We start from the raw sequence: 12,454 nt of genomic DNA, 5'->3' as shown, positions 1-12,454 counted from the left end.
GAGAATAAATACTATGCGTTTAGCTGTTTTTCTATTATTCATAACCAAGGCATTTTTTGTCCAGGCTGAAACTTTTGTATTACCTGCAGAAGGTGATGTGGTCGGAAAAATCGAGTACGAGAATCCCCAGATTGGAGAAACCCTGAGTGAAGTAGGTATTCGTCATGATGTTGGATATTATGAAATGCTGAATGCCAACCCGGGTGTTGATCCAACTCGGCCCTTACCGCCTCAAACCCGACTGATTATCCCGAGCCAATACATTCTGCCTTCAGGTCCACGCAGTGGATTGGTAATTAATTTGTCAGAGTATCGTTTATATTATTTCCCGCCCAATGATAATGTCGTCATAACCATGCCTGTGGGTATTGGACGTGAAGGCTGGAATACTCCTGTAGGTCAAACCCGGGTTACCAGCAAGGAGCATGATCCAATATGGCGGCCTACAGCGAACGTCAGGGCAGAAGCTGCAAAACATGGTACACCAATACCTAATGAATTCCCTCCTGGAGCTGGCAATCCCCTGGGACGTCACGTTTTTCGTTTAGGGTGGCCAACGTATCTTATCCACGGCACTAATCGACGTGATGGCGTTGGCTCCAGGGTAAGTGCGGGGTGTATCCGAATGCTTCCTGAAGACATTGAAGTACTTTTTGATATGGTTGCAGTAGGAACATCAGTACGGGTAATTAATGAACCCGTCAAAGTAGGCCGGCTTAATAATGCTCTCTATATAGAAGTGCACACTCCGCTTGAGCAAAGTATTAATCTGCCCAAACAATTGGGCGCAGCGCTTAGTAAATATGCCTTGCCCTCATGGAATAAAAGCCAGGTGCAAGAGGAGGGCTTACGGCCAACAGGTATTCCAAGGAAGATCGCTGGTTAGTTCGGCAAGCACTGCCATTAAGTTAAGGAATTATTGTAGCAACTGTCTTGAATTTTTAATTCAAGACAGTTGCTACATGCATAACAGAGCTTGCTTAACTTAATGGCAGTTAGTTTGTCAATTCGCAGAAACAGGCCTGCTATAAATGTTTCATTTACAATTGGGGAAAATGCTGTGCAGTAAAGAGGGTAAATATTTATTACAACGGGTATAAAGATAATCTGACAGCCAGATAATTAAAAAAGCTCCCAGAATATCCAGTGGATAATGCCATCCCAGCAGTACGCAGCTTAAAATCAAAAGTGTATTAATAATTAGCAGTAAGCTAAAAGCGATGGGCCAACCGCACATCAATTCCAGGCAATACCAGGCCCAGAATGTGTGAAAAGAAGGAAATGCAACCATTCCGCCCTGAATGGTATCTGGGGGTATGTGCTGATGCAGCTGATTAAATTTAATACCAGTTGCCAGTTGCTCAATGGCAAATTCATCTGTTTGATACATAGCAGCCGGTGCAACCGTGGGAAAAAAATAATAGATTGCAAATCCAATCAATGAACTAATCAACAGCAAGCTAAAAAAACGTCTGATTTTTTCAAACTGCCCGGCAGCAATAACCAGGAGGGGTAAAAAACCCAGTTGATAGGGTAAGGTATCGTAGCAAAGACCCAGTATATTTTTAAACCAGGGGTGATGATTCGTCCAGGAAACAATTCCAGGGAGAGAGATACCTAATTGATTTTCAAAGGCAATAATATAGCGATCAATGGGCGGAAAAGGGGTAAATTGCACCGCGTTAGTGGTAAAGGCAATGAGCGACATAATGATATAAAAGAGCAGGATTTCCTGAAGTATTTTTACCAGATGATGATTTTTATTTAACAGCAACCTGCAACCAGCAAGCATTAATAATAAGGAAATTCCTATGCCTGCAGATCCTTCAGGGAAATAATTATTACCTGGAAATTGGTAGGAAAAGCAGTTAATAGCAAATGCAATTGAAGCAAAGGAAAATAATAAGAGCAGTTGTAGTAACAAACAGCTGTGATTGAATTTTGAAGTTGGCATTACTTATTCAGTTACGAGTTCGGCTTCTTTCTCTTTTTGCTTAATAGCCTGATGAATTTCTTCACGATGTACTTTAATACTGCGCGGGGCTTCAACTCCAAATTTAATGTTGCCATGCTCCGGGGTTTTGAACGCAACAATCTGAACGATTTCCCCATTGATAGATACGGCCAAAGGCTCTTCAAATGAAAGGGTTATTATTTCCATGTAAAATCTCTTGTTTTTTAGTATGTTATATATCAATACCACCCTAAAAGCAATGCTATGTTCTGCTTCCCGGGACTGCCAGGTATTTGAGCAACTTTACAAGCCATGTTAATGCCACAGTTGCGCATAATACTGCTATAGTGAGCTATGAGTATATAGATTAATCGGCAAACGTTGGTGATTTTCGCGCTTAAATAATTGAGCATTGCCCGGAGTTTGAAAATGAGTTAAACTTACTCGCTTTTTATAACCTTGCCTCATCCAGTAAGAGAGGCTTTTTCCATAAGGATACACTATGCGACATTATGAAATCGTATTCCTTGTTCATCCTGATCAAAGTGAACAAGTTCCTGCAATGGTCGAGCGTTATGAAGGTATCGTTACCAATAATAACGGTATTATTCACCGCAAAGAAGACTGGGGCCGCAGACAATTGGCATACCCTATTGCTGAAGTGCACAAAGCGCATTACATTTTAATGAACATTGAATGTAATCAGGCGGCGCTTAATGAACTTCTGAACGCATTCAAGTTTAATGATGCAATTATTCGTCACATGGTTATCAAACGTGATGAAGCAATCACTACTGAATCAGTTCAGATGAAAAAAGAAAAAGACACTCGTGCAGCCTAAGGAATTAAACTATGTCAACTACATCCTATTTCCGCAGAAAAAAAATGTGCCGTTTCAGCTCTGAAGGCTCAAACGAAATTGATTATAAAGATATTAATCTGTTAAAAAATTATATCACTGAAACTGGAAAGATTGTGCCTAGCCGAATTACAGGTACTCAAACCAGATTCCAAAGACAATTGGCGCAGGCAATCAAGCGAGCACGCTTCTTAGGCTTGTTACCTTATTGCGATAGCCATAAATAAGATTTAATTGGGTATGAGCACATTACTGTACAAACAGGGAAATCTTCTGCTAAAGAATAAACTCTTTGCCTATTCTTTGGCTGCAGCACTTCCGTTTGTGCCGTTTGCTTCATGGCTATCTCTGGTGATTGTTGCACTGATTACATTACGTCAGGGAGCCAGAAGCGGCGTGGGCTTGTTATTAACCAGCCTGGTTGCGTCCATGCTGGCAGCTAATGCCAGTTATTCAGTACCATACATTGCGGTTAGCATTTTGCTAACCAATATAATTTGCTTTTTGGCTGCAATGGTATTGAGGGCATCTGCAAGCTGGCAATGGGTTGCTTCGGCAACGCTGGGTGTAACCTTGTTGGTAATAGCTCTGACTTGCAGCATCATACCTGATTACATTATTAACGAATATAACTACATACTGCTGATTTTCAGTAAATTGAATTCAAGTGATTTACTCGAAAATCTGCCGAAGGAGAATTCAGGCGATATATCATTTTTCGCCAGTTATTTTTTTGGTATTAAAGAAGCTTGTATCGCGATTTCTGCACTTGCTCCTTTATTGTTTGCCCGTTATATCCAGTCGATTCTTTTTTATCCTGGTGGATTCAAAAAAGAATTGATGGCTTTTAGAGCCAGTCGTCCGATTGTCGGGCTTTTTGGAATTGCAATGGTGGGTGCATACCTGAATAACCTGGCGGCGATAAGTTGCTTACCTGTTTTGAGCGTCTATTTAATGATTGCGGGGCTTTGCCTGATGTTCAGTCTGACGCCTAAAAAAGGTCGTGCCATTAGCCTGGCTCTGTTACTTATACCGCTTGTTATGAGACCTGATTTAATGTTACGGGTTTATATATTGTTTGGTTCTCTCGATAGTATGTTTAATTTTAGATTGCGTCTGGCTTCTAAAGCCAGCAATTCAAAAGGGGTTTAGTAATGGAAGTTATTTTATTAGAAAAAGTAAGAAATCTGGGTAATCTCGGTGACAAAGTAAAAGTTAAGCCAGGTTATGGAAGAAATTTTCTGATTCCACAAAGCAAAGCAGTTTTTGCTACAGCAAAAAACGTTGAACTTTTTGAACAAAGAAGAGCGGATCTTGAGAAGAAAGCTCAGCAATCATTAAGCAATGCTGAGCAACGCGCGGCCAAGCTGAATGATATCACTGTTGTTATCAATGCAATGGCAAGCGATGAAGGTAAACTGTATGGTTCTGTAGGCGCCAGTGAGATTAGAGATGCTCTGAAAGCGCAGTCAGTTGAAGTGAGCAAACGAGAAATCGTAATGCCTGAAGGTCCTATTCACTCAATTGGTGACTTTGTGGTAGAAGTTCACGTTCATAGTGATGTGATTGCCAAACTGCAAGTTCAGGTCGCTTCTTCAAAATAAGCCATCAGAGAAGGCACCGCTTTTATTTAGAATCCCGACTGCTTGCAGCCGGGATTTTTTTTTGCTGGCCAAATCAATTAGTGGTTCTAATCAGTTCTTGCAATGCGATTCCAGGTTGGATCCCAGGCGAGAGCGCGTATTATTTTTCTGGCTTTCAATTGTTCAATGAGTATATCCAGAGCAGGCTTGTCTGCAGCAATAATAATCATATTCATTGATTTCCTGACGGGCAATACCAATGTTGACATGTCAAACTGCTGTTTTAGCCACTTGAAAACGGGATATTGTTCCCTGCGATTGGCCAGGTTAACGCTAAGATAGCCATTGGCTGAAAGAGCGCTCTGACAGTCATTAAAAAACTGCGGATTATAGCAATTGGGCGGAAAGCGGTGCGCATCAAACAAGTCGACAAGAATGTGCTTGAATTGCGTCTTGTTATTTGTAATAAACGTACTGGCATCCTGGTTAATGATATTGAGATTTTTGAGTCTTTCCGTCATGAAATAAGTTCTCGCCACCTGAATAATTTCTTCATTGATTTCAATGGCTGTCAAAGTAGAGGGAGTAAGAACAGGGGACAGTGCATGCGCAGCTCCAGCTCCTCCTAATCCTAATAAGCAGCTCGGCCCGGGAAATAGTCTGGCAGGAAGAATTAGCGTACTAACATAATTCAGACCAGGCCTTTCTGGCTTATAAAGATTAATTAAACTTTGAATCGCCGGACTACCCAGCGAGAGCCAGCGAAAGATAAAATTGTCGTAGACAGAAATGCCGCCTTCACTTTGATACAGACAGCGGCCAGCAAAGGTTTTCCACATCGTTTGTCAAGCTTGTTGAAAAGGATAAATTGAACCAAGGTCCAAAATCTGCGTCAGCTCATCGAGAGCGATAAGGACTTCATCCACCAGTAAAGGATCCAGGAAATCCTGAGCATGCAGGCGATCTCGATAATGTCTTTTGACCCACTGTTCAAGACCTGTGAGCAGCGATTCATTTATCAGTACGCCCTGGTGCATCTCTGCAAGCTCTTCTTCCTGGAGCAAAACCCTTAATCGCAGACAGGCGGGGCCGCCGCCATTCCGCATACTCTGCTTTAAGTCCATGAAATAGCAATGATTGATTGGGTTATTGGGTGATGACAGAATGTGATTGATTGTTTCATGAACCTTCTGGTTGTATTGACATTCACTCGGTGCCACAAGAGTCATCGAGCCATCCTCAAGCGTCAGCAGCTGAGAATTAAAAAGGTAACTGGATACGGCGTCATCAATGCTGATTTGCCGGTCATTTATTTCAACAATAGTAAGATCAAAATCAGCTTTGTCTTTCAGCTCCCTGATTACTTCTGCCTGATTGAGAAAGGCCTGCTGATGAATTAACAAAACCGATTCGTTGGCAACTGCAATAACATCATTGTGAAAAACCCCCTTATCAATGGCAAGTGGATTCTGGCAGGCAAAAACTACTTTATTCGGATTAAGGAGATGGGCTCTGGCAATTGCGCTGGAGGCTTCATAGGTTTGTCTTGCCGGGAAACGCTGAGGGGCTGGTGCATAGGTGGACCATAGGGCGCGTTTGCCGTACACGAATAGATGAATACCCGCCTGATTATGATTTGCAGCAAGTCGGCTATGATTTGCAGCTCCTTCATCACTAGTCACCACACTTGCAGGTAAGGATGAATGATGCGAGAAATAACTATCCGTATTAAAGAGTTTTTTGAGTAAACGAGAGGAAAAAGACGCTTCCTGATGCCGGTGTAAATTGGATATCAGATTAGCTGCTGTAAAATGAACCCGCCGATCACTGCTATCAATACTTGGAATCACTGTAGCCGCATTGGCTGTCCACATACTGGATGCAGAATAAGCGGCTGCCAGAATTTCAGGCGCTTCGCGGCTCGCCTGAGACAGCATTTGCTCAGTACTGCCATAAAAACCCATTTGCATGAGCAGATTTAAATTAGGCCGTTGATGAGGGGGTAAGACCGCCTGTTTCAAGCCCAGTCCATGCAGGAAGCGCATCTTGGCCAAACCCTGGAGAGCTGCTGCCTGGGGATTGGCTATTGAGAGTGCATTCGAAGTCGATGCAATATTGCCCAGGGATAAACCCGCATAATTATGCGTTGGTCCCACCAGCCCATCCATATTCAACTCATAGCTTTTCATAAAGTAATTCCGGGTAATAACTGAGCTGGTTTAGTTAGTTCAGCGCTTTCCATGCTGGCAACGGGATAAGAACAATAATCCGCTGCAAAATAGGCACTGGGACGGTGATTGCCGCTGCATCCAATACCACCGAAGGGAAGGCTGCTGGCCGCTCCAGTGGTGGCCCTGTTCCAGTTTATAAGTCCTGAATTAATCTGTCTGTAAAACAATTGATAATGATCAGGATGCTTACTTAAAAGACCAGCTGCCAGCCCATATTTGGTTTGATTTGCCATTTTAATGGCTTCTTCAAAATCCTGATAACGATGGACCTGGACCAGAGGGGCAAAAATCTCTTCATCAATAACAGAGCGGGCGTCTGACATGTCAATAATTCCAGGCGATAAAAATGCGGCATCGTCCTGCAATAATCTCATTTGCAGTAAGGCTTTACCCCCTGAATCAAGCAGTTTTTGCTGTGCTGCAAGGTGTTGGCGGGCATGTTCAAACCGGATAACCGGACCCATGAAAGGCTCAGGGCGTTGTTTATAATCACCAATAAGCAAGGCGTCACAGGCTTCAGTAAACTTATCAAGAAAGGCTTTGCCCTGTGCGTTGTCTTTAATGAAAACTCTTCTTGCACAGGTACAGCGTTGTCCTGCGGTGATCATTGTAGACAAAAGCGTATGATAAACAGCAGCGTCAATGTCATCAATATCATCCACAATCAAGGGGTTATTTCCACCCATTTCGAGAGCAAGAATGACCTCGGGCCGATCCACAAACTGTTGATTAATTCGTTTGCCAGTGGAATAACTTCCTGTAAAAAATACCCCTTTAATTCGCTGGGATAAAAGCGTCTGAGCTGTTTTGGCATCCCCCTGAATACAATTGATCACACCCTGTGGTAATTCGCTCTCATGCCAGCATTGCATAATCAAAATCGCTACTGCGGGACATAATTCACTAGGCTTATAAATGACGGTGTTTCCAGCAAGAAGGGCAGGAACAATATGACCATTACTCAAGTGAGCCGGAAAATTAAAAGCACCGAGGACAGCTACCACACCATGCGGTTTGTATCGTAAAGCTGCAGTTGATTCCGGGCTTATAGTTGATTTTTCAGCATTGCGCTCATGATAAGCCTGAATCGATATGGCTATTTTGGCAATGACCGAATTAACTTCTGTCTGGGATTCCCACAATGGCTTGCCTGTTTCGAGAGAAATCAGCTCAGCTAACTGCTCCCGTTTTTTTTCAACGGTATTGGCAAAACGTTTCAGACAGGCAATACGCTCCTCAACGCTTGAATTCATCCAGGGTCCTAAAGCCTTGTTTGCGGCTTCGGCTGCCTGTCTGATTTCAAACTCTGTTGCGTTATGTCCTTTCCACACTAACTCATTAGTAGCGGGATTGATGGAGATTAAGTCAGGCCCTTCCCCTGACACCCACTGCCCATCAATGTAGTGGCTATACGAGGTATTTGAAATCGTATTCATCGATGTCCTTCATGTTAATGTTTTTCGGGATGTAAAGGAGAAAGTCTGACAGCGTCTCCCTTTTTTAGTTTTAACCGCTCCGCTGTTTCTTTGCTCACTATGCAGCTATCGCTTTTGGTAATAATGGCTTGACTAAGGGTTGCCCGGAAATCAGAAGAGGTATTAGCTACCATATAGGATTTACTACTGACCTCATCACTTATGCTGCCAATTGTTCGTAATTGGCTGGTTTTAATAGTATTGATTTCTTCAACAGGGGCTTCCAGTGTGGGACCGGCATCAAAAATATCCACGTATCCCAAAAAGCGAAACCCTTCATGCATAAGAATATTCATGGCCGGCAGGGTTGACTGATGGGGCTGACCAATGACTGATTGCGCAGCAGCCGCCAGTAATTTGACATAAATGGGATTGCGAGGCATCAAATCAGCAATAAACTGCTTGTCAGTGGAAATGGTCAGGCGATCGGCCTCAGAAAAAGTCATATGAAAAAAATGACTTCCAACATGATCCCAAAAAGGCGAGTGGCCGGCCTCATCTGAAATCCCACGCATTTCGGCAATTATTGTGGATGAAAACCGCAAAGGAAACGCAGCGATAAAAAGAAAGCGAGCTCGGGAAAGCAGTAATCCATTATTATTACGGCGATAGGAGGGGTCGAGAAAGAGGGTACACACCTCACTTTTTCCCTGGTTATCGTTAACCAGGCTTAAGACCTCATAGTCACTGCGAATATTAAGTGAATGACAAAATCGTGTTCGTCGGGAAATTTTATAGGAATAAAAAGGGCTGTCGAAGCCCGTGGCTCCTTCAATGGCTGATGTGCCGACTACTTTCTTCGTTTCCGGATCTTCCAGAACAAAAAAATAATATTCATTAAGCGGCTTTTTGACTTCTTTTTCAAAAGAAGCACAAGACCACTCAATGCGTTTTTTTAATAACTCCCTGTCCTTTACCAGTGTGGTAATACCGATACCGCTATGCATTGCCAAATCATAAATCGAGTCAAGATCAGAAAGAAAAGCGCGACGAAAAATCATCATGAGTGAACTGCCTCCAAACTGCCCTGAGCCAGGTCCTGCAGTATAAACAGACTTAAAGCGGTCCGCTCAATCAAACTGTCGAGCAGGATGAATTCTTCATCGCTATGGATCGCACCACCGCGAACGCCGAGGGTATCGAGCACCGGTAAGCCTTTCTGTGCCAGATTATTGCCATCGCAGCAGCCGCCGCTATCTTTCCATACCATATCGAGATTAAGCCTTTCCCCGGCGCGCTGCACGCATCCAAACAGTTTTTGCGTTTTGCTGTCGACAAATTTTACTGGCCTGCCAAACTGTCCGTCTATTGCTAATTGATAATCCTGTCTTTTTTCCTGGCCCAGTATTTTATTCAATTGTCGTTGAATCCACAGTTCATCCTCTGAATTGCTCACACGTATATCCAGTTTGGCGACCGCTTTATCTGGCACCATATTCAATGCCTCTCCACCGGCAATTTTACCCACATTAACTGTGACACCTTCTCGCTGGCCATTAAGGGCATGAATCGAAAGAAGCACCTGTGCCAGATAGCAGATTGCATTTCGCCCTTCTTCAAAAGCACGCCCGACATGGGCGGATTTTCCAGTTGCCACCACGGTAAATTTTCCACTGCCCCTTCTGTTTTTGGCCAGTGTGCCTTTAGCATCCATTGCTGGCTCATAAATGAGGCCCGCCTGATAGCTGGCCGCCATGCTCTCAAGCCAGGGGCTGGAGGCGGGTGAGCCAATTTCTTCGTCGGCATTAATAAAAACATCCCAGCCCAGAGACTGAGATTCGGGAAGTTGTTCAAACATTTCGAGAGCATTCAGAATGATGAGCAGGCCGCCTTTCATATCAGCAACCCCAGGACCGTTAATCGTATTTTCATCAAGATAGCGAAGCGTCTGAAAAGGATGGTTTACGTGATAAACAGTATCCATATGCCCGCCTAAAAGTATTCGTCTTTTTAATTCCGGCCGCTTTCGGATAAATAAGGCATCCCCACAGACAAGTCTTTGTGAATTACCGTTCATATCGATGCTGTGGAGAGGTGGAAAAGAAACTGACTCAATGGAATCGGCAAGGGGGCTAAACACCCGATGTAATTCACTATGGATGTCGGCGAGTCCATTAAGATTAGTGGTGCCGGAGTTAATCTCACATAGTCGCAGGAGCTGCTGAATCATCTCTGGTTGTCTTTCGCGCAAATCGACCAGGACACGTCTGGTTACAGGATCCATTGCATTGTCCAGAAAAAAAGGTAGTTAACCTTAGCCAAATTTCAGAGGTCATGCAAGACTATATACTCAATTCTGTTGGCATTGAGCTTTCATCATGCTGCTCGGTATCTTCCATATTTTGTCTGACCAGTTCTTTCATACTGAGCTGAATTTGCTTGCGTTCACTGGCATTTTGAGATGTTCTAAATGTGGCCACTCCCGAATTAAACATTTTGGAGGAGCCAAAGGTAAATACATAGTGGAATATTCCGGCGATTATTTTCATAATACCGGCAGCAGCACGCCAGCGGGGATCTTTAACCTCCAGTTGATTAGCCAGGAGTTCATAACGTTGTTTTTTCTCAGGACTAGGATTTTCCAGTAAATCGATGGTATCACTAACCGCCTGCAGCAATAAACGTTTGCCGCTGGTATTCTTCCTGGCCTGCTCTTCAACTAAATCGATAAGTTTACCAGCCTGCTCAGACAGTTCTTTGGTACTGCGTTTGAGCTCCTGCAAGTCAATTCTCGCCTGAGGTATACGTATCAGGAGAAGTTCATTGGCACGTCTGTGAGGACAATTATCGTCTCTCCACTGGACAAGCCAGGGGATATCCTGTTTAACCTGTTGATAGCCTGAATTAATATAAAAATCGATTGCATTCCACAGCAGTTCTTCATGGTGATTCATGCCGCGTCCTTTAACCATGGCCGGGGCAGCATGAAGAGCGCGTTCAAATTCCTCGCGGCTCATTGGAGAGCCTAGCTCGATAGATTTCATTAGGTTGTAATAAGCGGAGGATACCCCTGCGCGATCTATCGCATCTTTACAGGAAAAATTAAAAGTTAAAGGTTTGAGTTCACTAATTACACGATCAGGTAAGGCAAATTTGTTAAAATCAAACCAGATAGCCTGTCTTTGTGCTTTACTTAATGGCTTATCAGGGGTGGCTCCCATCGTGTTAAAACTGCCCAGGAGTAATCTTTTTACAATCTCCTGCTCGTTTGTTCCGTACAGCAGTTCTTTTATCTCAGGGCTGATATAGAAGTCTTTTATAGCTTCGTTTGAGTTACCGATTGCAATATTAAACAATCGCTCGAATTCATTCTCATAATTCAGATTGGCGTTGGTGGCATGGTAATCGCCAAAAGAAAATATTCCTTTGTCAGCGGGCAGTGTGATTACTGCAATGTTGTCATGGTCCTTTTCAAGTCCTTCAAGGGTCTGGGTCATACGGCATTCCAATCTGCCTTCAGGATCAATACGATCCCGGCCCAGATTGTTAAAGTAAACATGAGTAATTCGCTGTGCAGGGTCAGGAGATTGAAAAAGAGAGTCCAGAGGCCTTCTCAACTGATTGTTTAACCATAATTTAAACGAAGGGCTGATTTGAGTCAGGCCTTTTTCTCGTTGTACCTGGGTTCCGAAACGTAATTCTACAGGCAGGGTTAACCCGTTTTTATATTTGTAGTCTCTTTTAGTTGCCAGACTGGTTTTATGTTGTGGTTTATACTCGCGGCCAAAAGTGTCTTGTGCCCGGCTTTTAAAAGAGTCAACATCGGAGGGCGACGGCGCAGTATTAACCCGTGGATGCTCGTTTGCCAATTGGTTGCGAATTGCAGAGGTTATTTTCTTTTTATCGCCCGGCTTGTGATTTGCGGGTATGTGTTTTATGGTCTCGAATGTTACATCGAGAATGTGATTATCATTAGCATATATCTTGTGAATAAAATCATTTAGTTCACTAATTTCCTTTTTAAGTACATTAATTTCGCTCTGTGAATCAGATAAGCTGCCAGTTTGAATACTCTGTTTTGCATCAAAAAATCCACCAGAGTTAGGTCGAAGGTTTTGCCTCGCGGTCAAAATGTCCAGCCTTTTTTGAAGATTACTCTTTATAAGCTCAATCGCTTTGCTGTTCTGGTCTATAAAAATGAAAAAATCACGGTACAAATCGGCATAGGCAAAATTGGGATTGTAGGCTGCCTGTAAAATGTTTGTCAGAGGCTCCTTTAGCGTTTGCGGAAAAATTGCATAAATAGCCCTGGGTAGCTTACCGTTTTCCGCGATGCCTCTTAAATAGAGATAGCAGTTCTGGTTATGGATTTGCTCACTGGACATCGCCATAAATTTGTTCTCTTATTTTAG

At 43.3% G+C, this 12,454-nt stretch carries 13 protein-coding genes; 5 read left to right on the top strand and 8 right to left on the bottom strand.

Annotated elements, in window-relative coordinates:
• The first annotated feature begins 13 nt into the window (after positions 1-13).
• Positions 14-886: a L,D-transpeptidase family protein gene (locus B1207_RS03635; protein WP_112218637.1), complete on the top strand. Its 873-nt coding sequence runs from the start codon at positions 14-16 to the stop codon at positions 884-886.
• 150 nt (positions 887-1,036) lie between these two features.
• Here B1207_RS03635 and B1207_RS03630 read toward each other — a convergent pair whose 3' ends face one another.
• A complete protein-coding gene (locus B1207_RS03630) occupies positions 1,037-1,954 on the bottom strand; it encodes a phosphatase PAP2 family protein (protein ID WP_112218636.1) in 918 nt (305 codons plus the stop codon).
• Positions 1,955-1,957: 3 nt separating this feature from the next.
• Positions 1,958-2,161 (bottom strand): carbon storage regulator, encoded by a 204-nt coding sequence (locus tag B1207_RS03625; RefSeq protein ID WP_112218635.1) that lies wholly within the window; start codon positions 2,159-2,161, stop codon positions 1,958-1,960.
• A 295-nt stretch (positions 2,162-2,456) separates the two neighbouring features.
• Here B1207_RS03625 and rpsF point away from each other — a divergent pair, with 295 nt between their 5' ends.
• Genes rpsF through rplI form a run of 4 tightly spaced genes read left to right on the top strand, consistent with a single transcriptional unit; the run spans position 2,457 to position 4,417 of the window.
• Positions 2,457-2,795: a 30S ribosomal protein S6 gene (rpsF, locus tag B1207_RS03620; RefSeq protein ID WP_058508108.1), complete on the top strand. Its 339-nt coding sequence runs from the start codon at positions 2,457-2,459 to the stop codon at positions 2,793-2,795.
• Positions 2,796-2,806: 11 nt separating this feature from the next.
• The gene (rpsR, locus tag B1207_RS03615) at positions 2,807-3,040 is read left to right on the top strand and encodes a 30S ribosomal protein S18 (RefSeq protein ID WP_058508109.1); all 234 of its coding nucleotides are present in this window, start codon (positions 2,807-2,809) and stop codon (positions 3,038-3,040) included.
• A 13-nt stretch (positions 3,041-3,053) separates the two neighbouring features.
• Complete coding sequence (locus B1207_RS03610) at positions 3,054-3,965, top strand: hypothetical protein (protein ID WP_112218634.1); 912 nt, start codon at positions 3,054-3,056, stop codon at positions 3,963-3,965.
• 2 nt (positions 3,966-3,967) lie between these two features.
• Entirely contained in the window at positions 3,968-4,417 is a 450-nt protein-coding gene (gene rplI / locus B1207_RS03605; RefSeq protein WP_112218633.1) for a 50S ribosomal protein L9, read from the top strand.
• Between the two features lie 86 nt (positions 4,418-4,503).
• Here the strand turns inward: rplI and B1207_RS03600 are convergent, their stop codons facing one another.
• From B1207_RS03600 to B1207_RS03575, 6 genes are read right to left on the bottom strand one after another with little or no spacing between them, the layout of a single operon-like run.
• On the bottom strand, positions 4,504-5,235 hold the full coding sequence (locus tag B1207_RS03600; protein ID WP_112218632.1) for a spermidine synthase: 732 nt from the start codon (positions 5,233-5,235) through the stop codon (positions 4,504-4,506).
• A gap of 6 nt (positions 5,236-5,241) precedes the next feature.
• Positions 5,242-6,585, bottom strand: a complete 1,344-nt coding sequence (gene astB, locus B1207_RS03595) for an N-succinylarginine dihydrolase (RefSeq protein WP_112218631.1) — start codon at positions 6,583-6,585, stop codon at positions 5,242-5,244.
• The gene (gene astD, locus B1207_RS03590) at positions 6,582-8,063 is read right to left on the bottom strand and encodes a succinylglutamate-semialdehyde dehydrogenase (protein WP_112218630.1); all 1,482 of its coding nucleotides are present in this window, start codon (positions 8,061-8,063) and stop codon (positions 6,582-6,584) included. The genes astB and astD overlap by 4 nt, the downstream gene beginning before the upstream one ends.
• Before the next feature lie 14 nt (positions 8,064-8,077).
• Positions 8,078-9,106 carry an arginine N-succinyltransferase gene (gene astA / locus B1207_RS03585; protein ID WP_112218629.1) on the bottom strand — a complete coding sequence of 343 codons (1,029 nt, stop codon included), beginning with the start codon at positions 9,104-9,106 and terminating at the stop codon, positions 8,078-8,080.
• Positions 9,103-10,326: a hydrolase gene (locus B1207_RS03580; protein WP_112218628.1), complete on the bottom strand. Its 1,224-nt coding sequence runs from the start codon at positions 10,324-10,326 to the stop codon at positions 9,103-9,105. The genes astA and B1207_RS03580 overlap by 4 nt, the downstream gene beginning before the upstream one ends.
• 58 nt (positions 10,327-10,384) lie before the next feature.
• Positions 10,385-12,433 carry a hypothetical protein gene (locus tag B1207_RS03575; protein ID WP_112218627.1) on the bottom strand — a complete coding sequence of 683 codons (2,049 nt, stop codon included), beginning with the start codon at positions 12,431-12,433 and terminating at the stop codon, positions 10,385-10,387.
• Positions 12,434-12,454: the final 21 nt, after the last annotated feature.

The organism is Legionella quinlivanii, from assembly GCF_003265995.1.
GTDB classification, from domain to species: domain Bacteria; phylum Pseudomonadota; class Gammaproteobacteria; order Legionellales; family Legionellaceae; genus Legionella_C; species Legionella_C quinlivanii_A.
The sequence above is the reverse complement of the archived record's forward strand: the minus strand, read 5'-3'. Positions and strand labels throughout refer to the sequence as shown.

Excerpts from the sequence above, each read along its gene's own strand:
- B1207_RS03635 (WP_112218637.1), top strand. The coding sequence starts at position 14 with ATGCGTTTAGCTGTTTTTCTATTATTCATAACCAAGGCATTTTTTGTC.
- B1207_RS03630 (WP_112218636.1), bottom strand. The coding sequence starts at position 1,954 with ATGCCAACTTCAAAATTCAATCACAGCTGTTTGTTACTACAACTGCTC.
- B1207_RS03625 (WP_112218635.1), bottom strand. The coding sequence starts at position 2,161 with ATGGAAATAATAACCCTTTCATTTGAAGAGCCTTTGGCCGTATCTATC.
- rpsF (WP_058508108.1), top strand. The coding sequence starts at position 2,457 with ATGCGACATTATGAAATCGTATTCCTTGTTCATCCTGATCAAAGTGAA.
- rpsR (WP_058508109.1), top strand. The coding sequence starts at position 2,807 with ATGTCAACTACATCCTATTTCCGCAGAAAAAAAATGTGCCGTTTCAGC.
- B1207_RS03610 (WP_112218634.1), top strand. The coding sequence starts at position 3,054 with ATGAGCACATTACTGTACAAACAGGGAAATCTTCTGCTAAAGAATAAA.
- rplI (WP_112218633.1), top strand. The coding sequence starts at position 3,968 with ATGGAAGTTATTTTATTAGAAAAAGTAAGAAATCTGGGTAATCTCGGT.
- B1207_RS03600 (WP_112218632.1), bottom strand. The coding sequence starts at position 5,235 with ATGTGGAAAACCTTTGCTGGCCGCTGTCTGTATCAAAGTGAAGGCGGC.
- astB (WP_112218631.1), bottom strand. The coding sequence starts at position 6,585 with ATGAAAAGCTATGAGTTGAATATGGATGGGCTGGTGGGACCAACGCAT.
- astD (WP_112218630.1), bottom strand. The coding sequence starts at position 8,063 with ATGAATACGATTTCAAATACCTCGTATAGCCACTACATTGATGGGCAG.
- astA (WP_112218629.1), bottom strand. The coding sequence starts at position 9,106 with ATGATGATTTTTCGTCGCGCTTTTCTTTCTGATCTTGACTCGATTTAT.
- B1207_RS03580 (WP_112218628.1), bottom strand. The coding sequence starts at position 10,326 with ATGGATCCTGTAACCAGACGTGTCCTGGTCGATTTGCGCGAAAGACAA.
- B1207_RS03575 (WP_112218627.1), bottom strand. The coding sequence starts at position 12,433 with ATGGCGATGTCCAGTGAGCAAATCCATAACCAGAACTGCTATCTCTAT.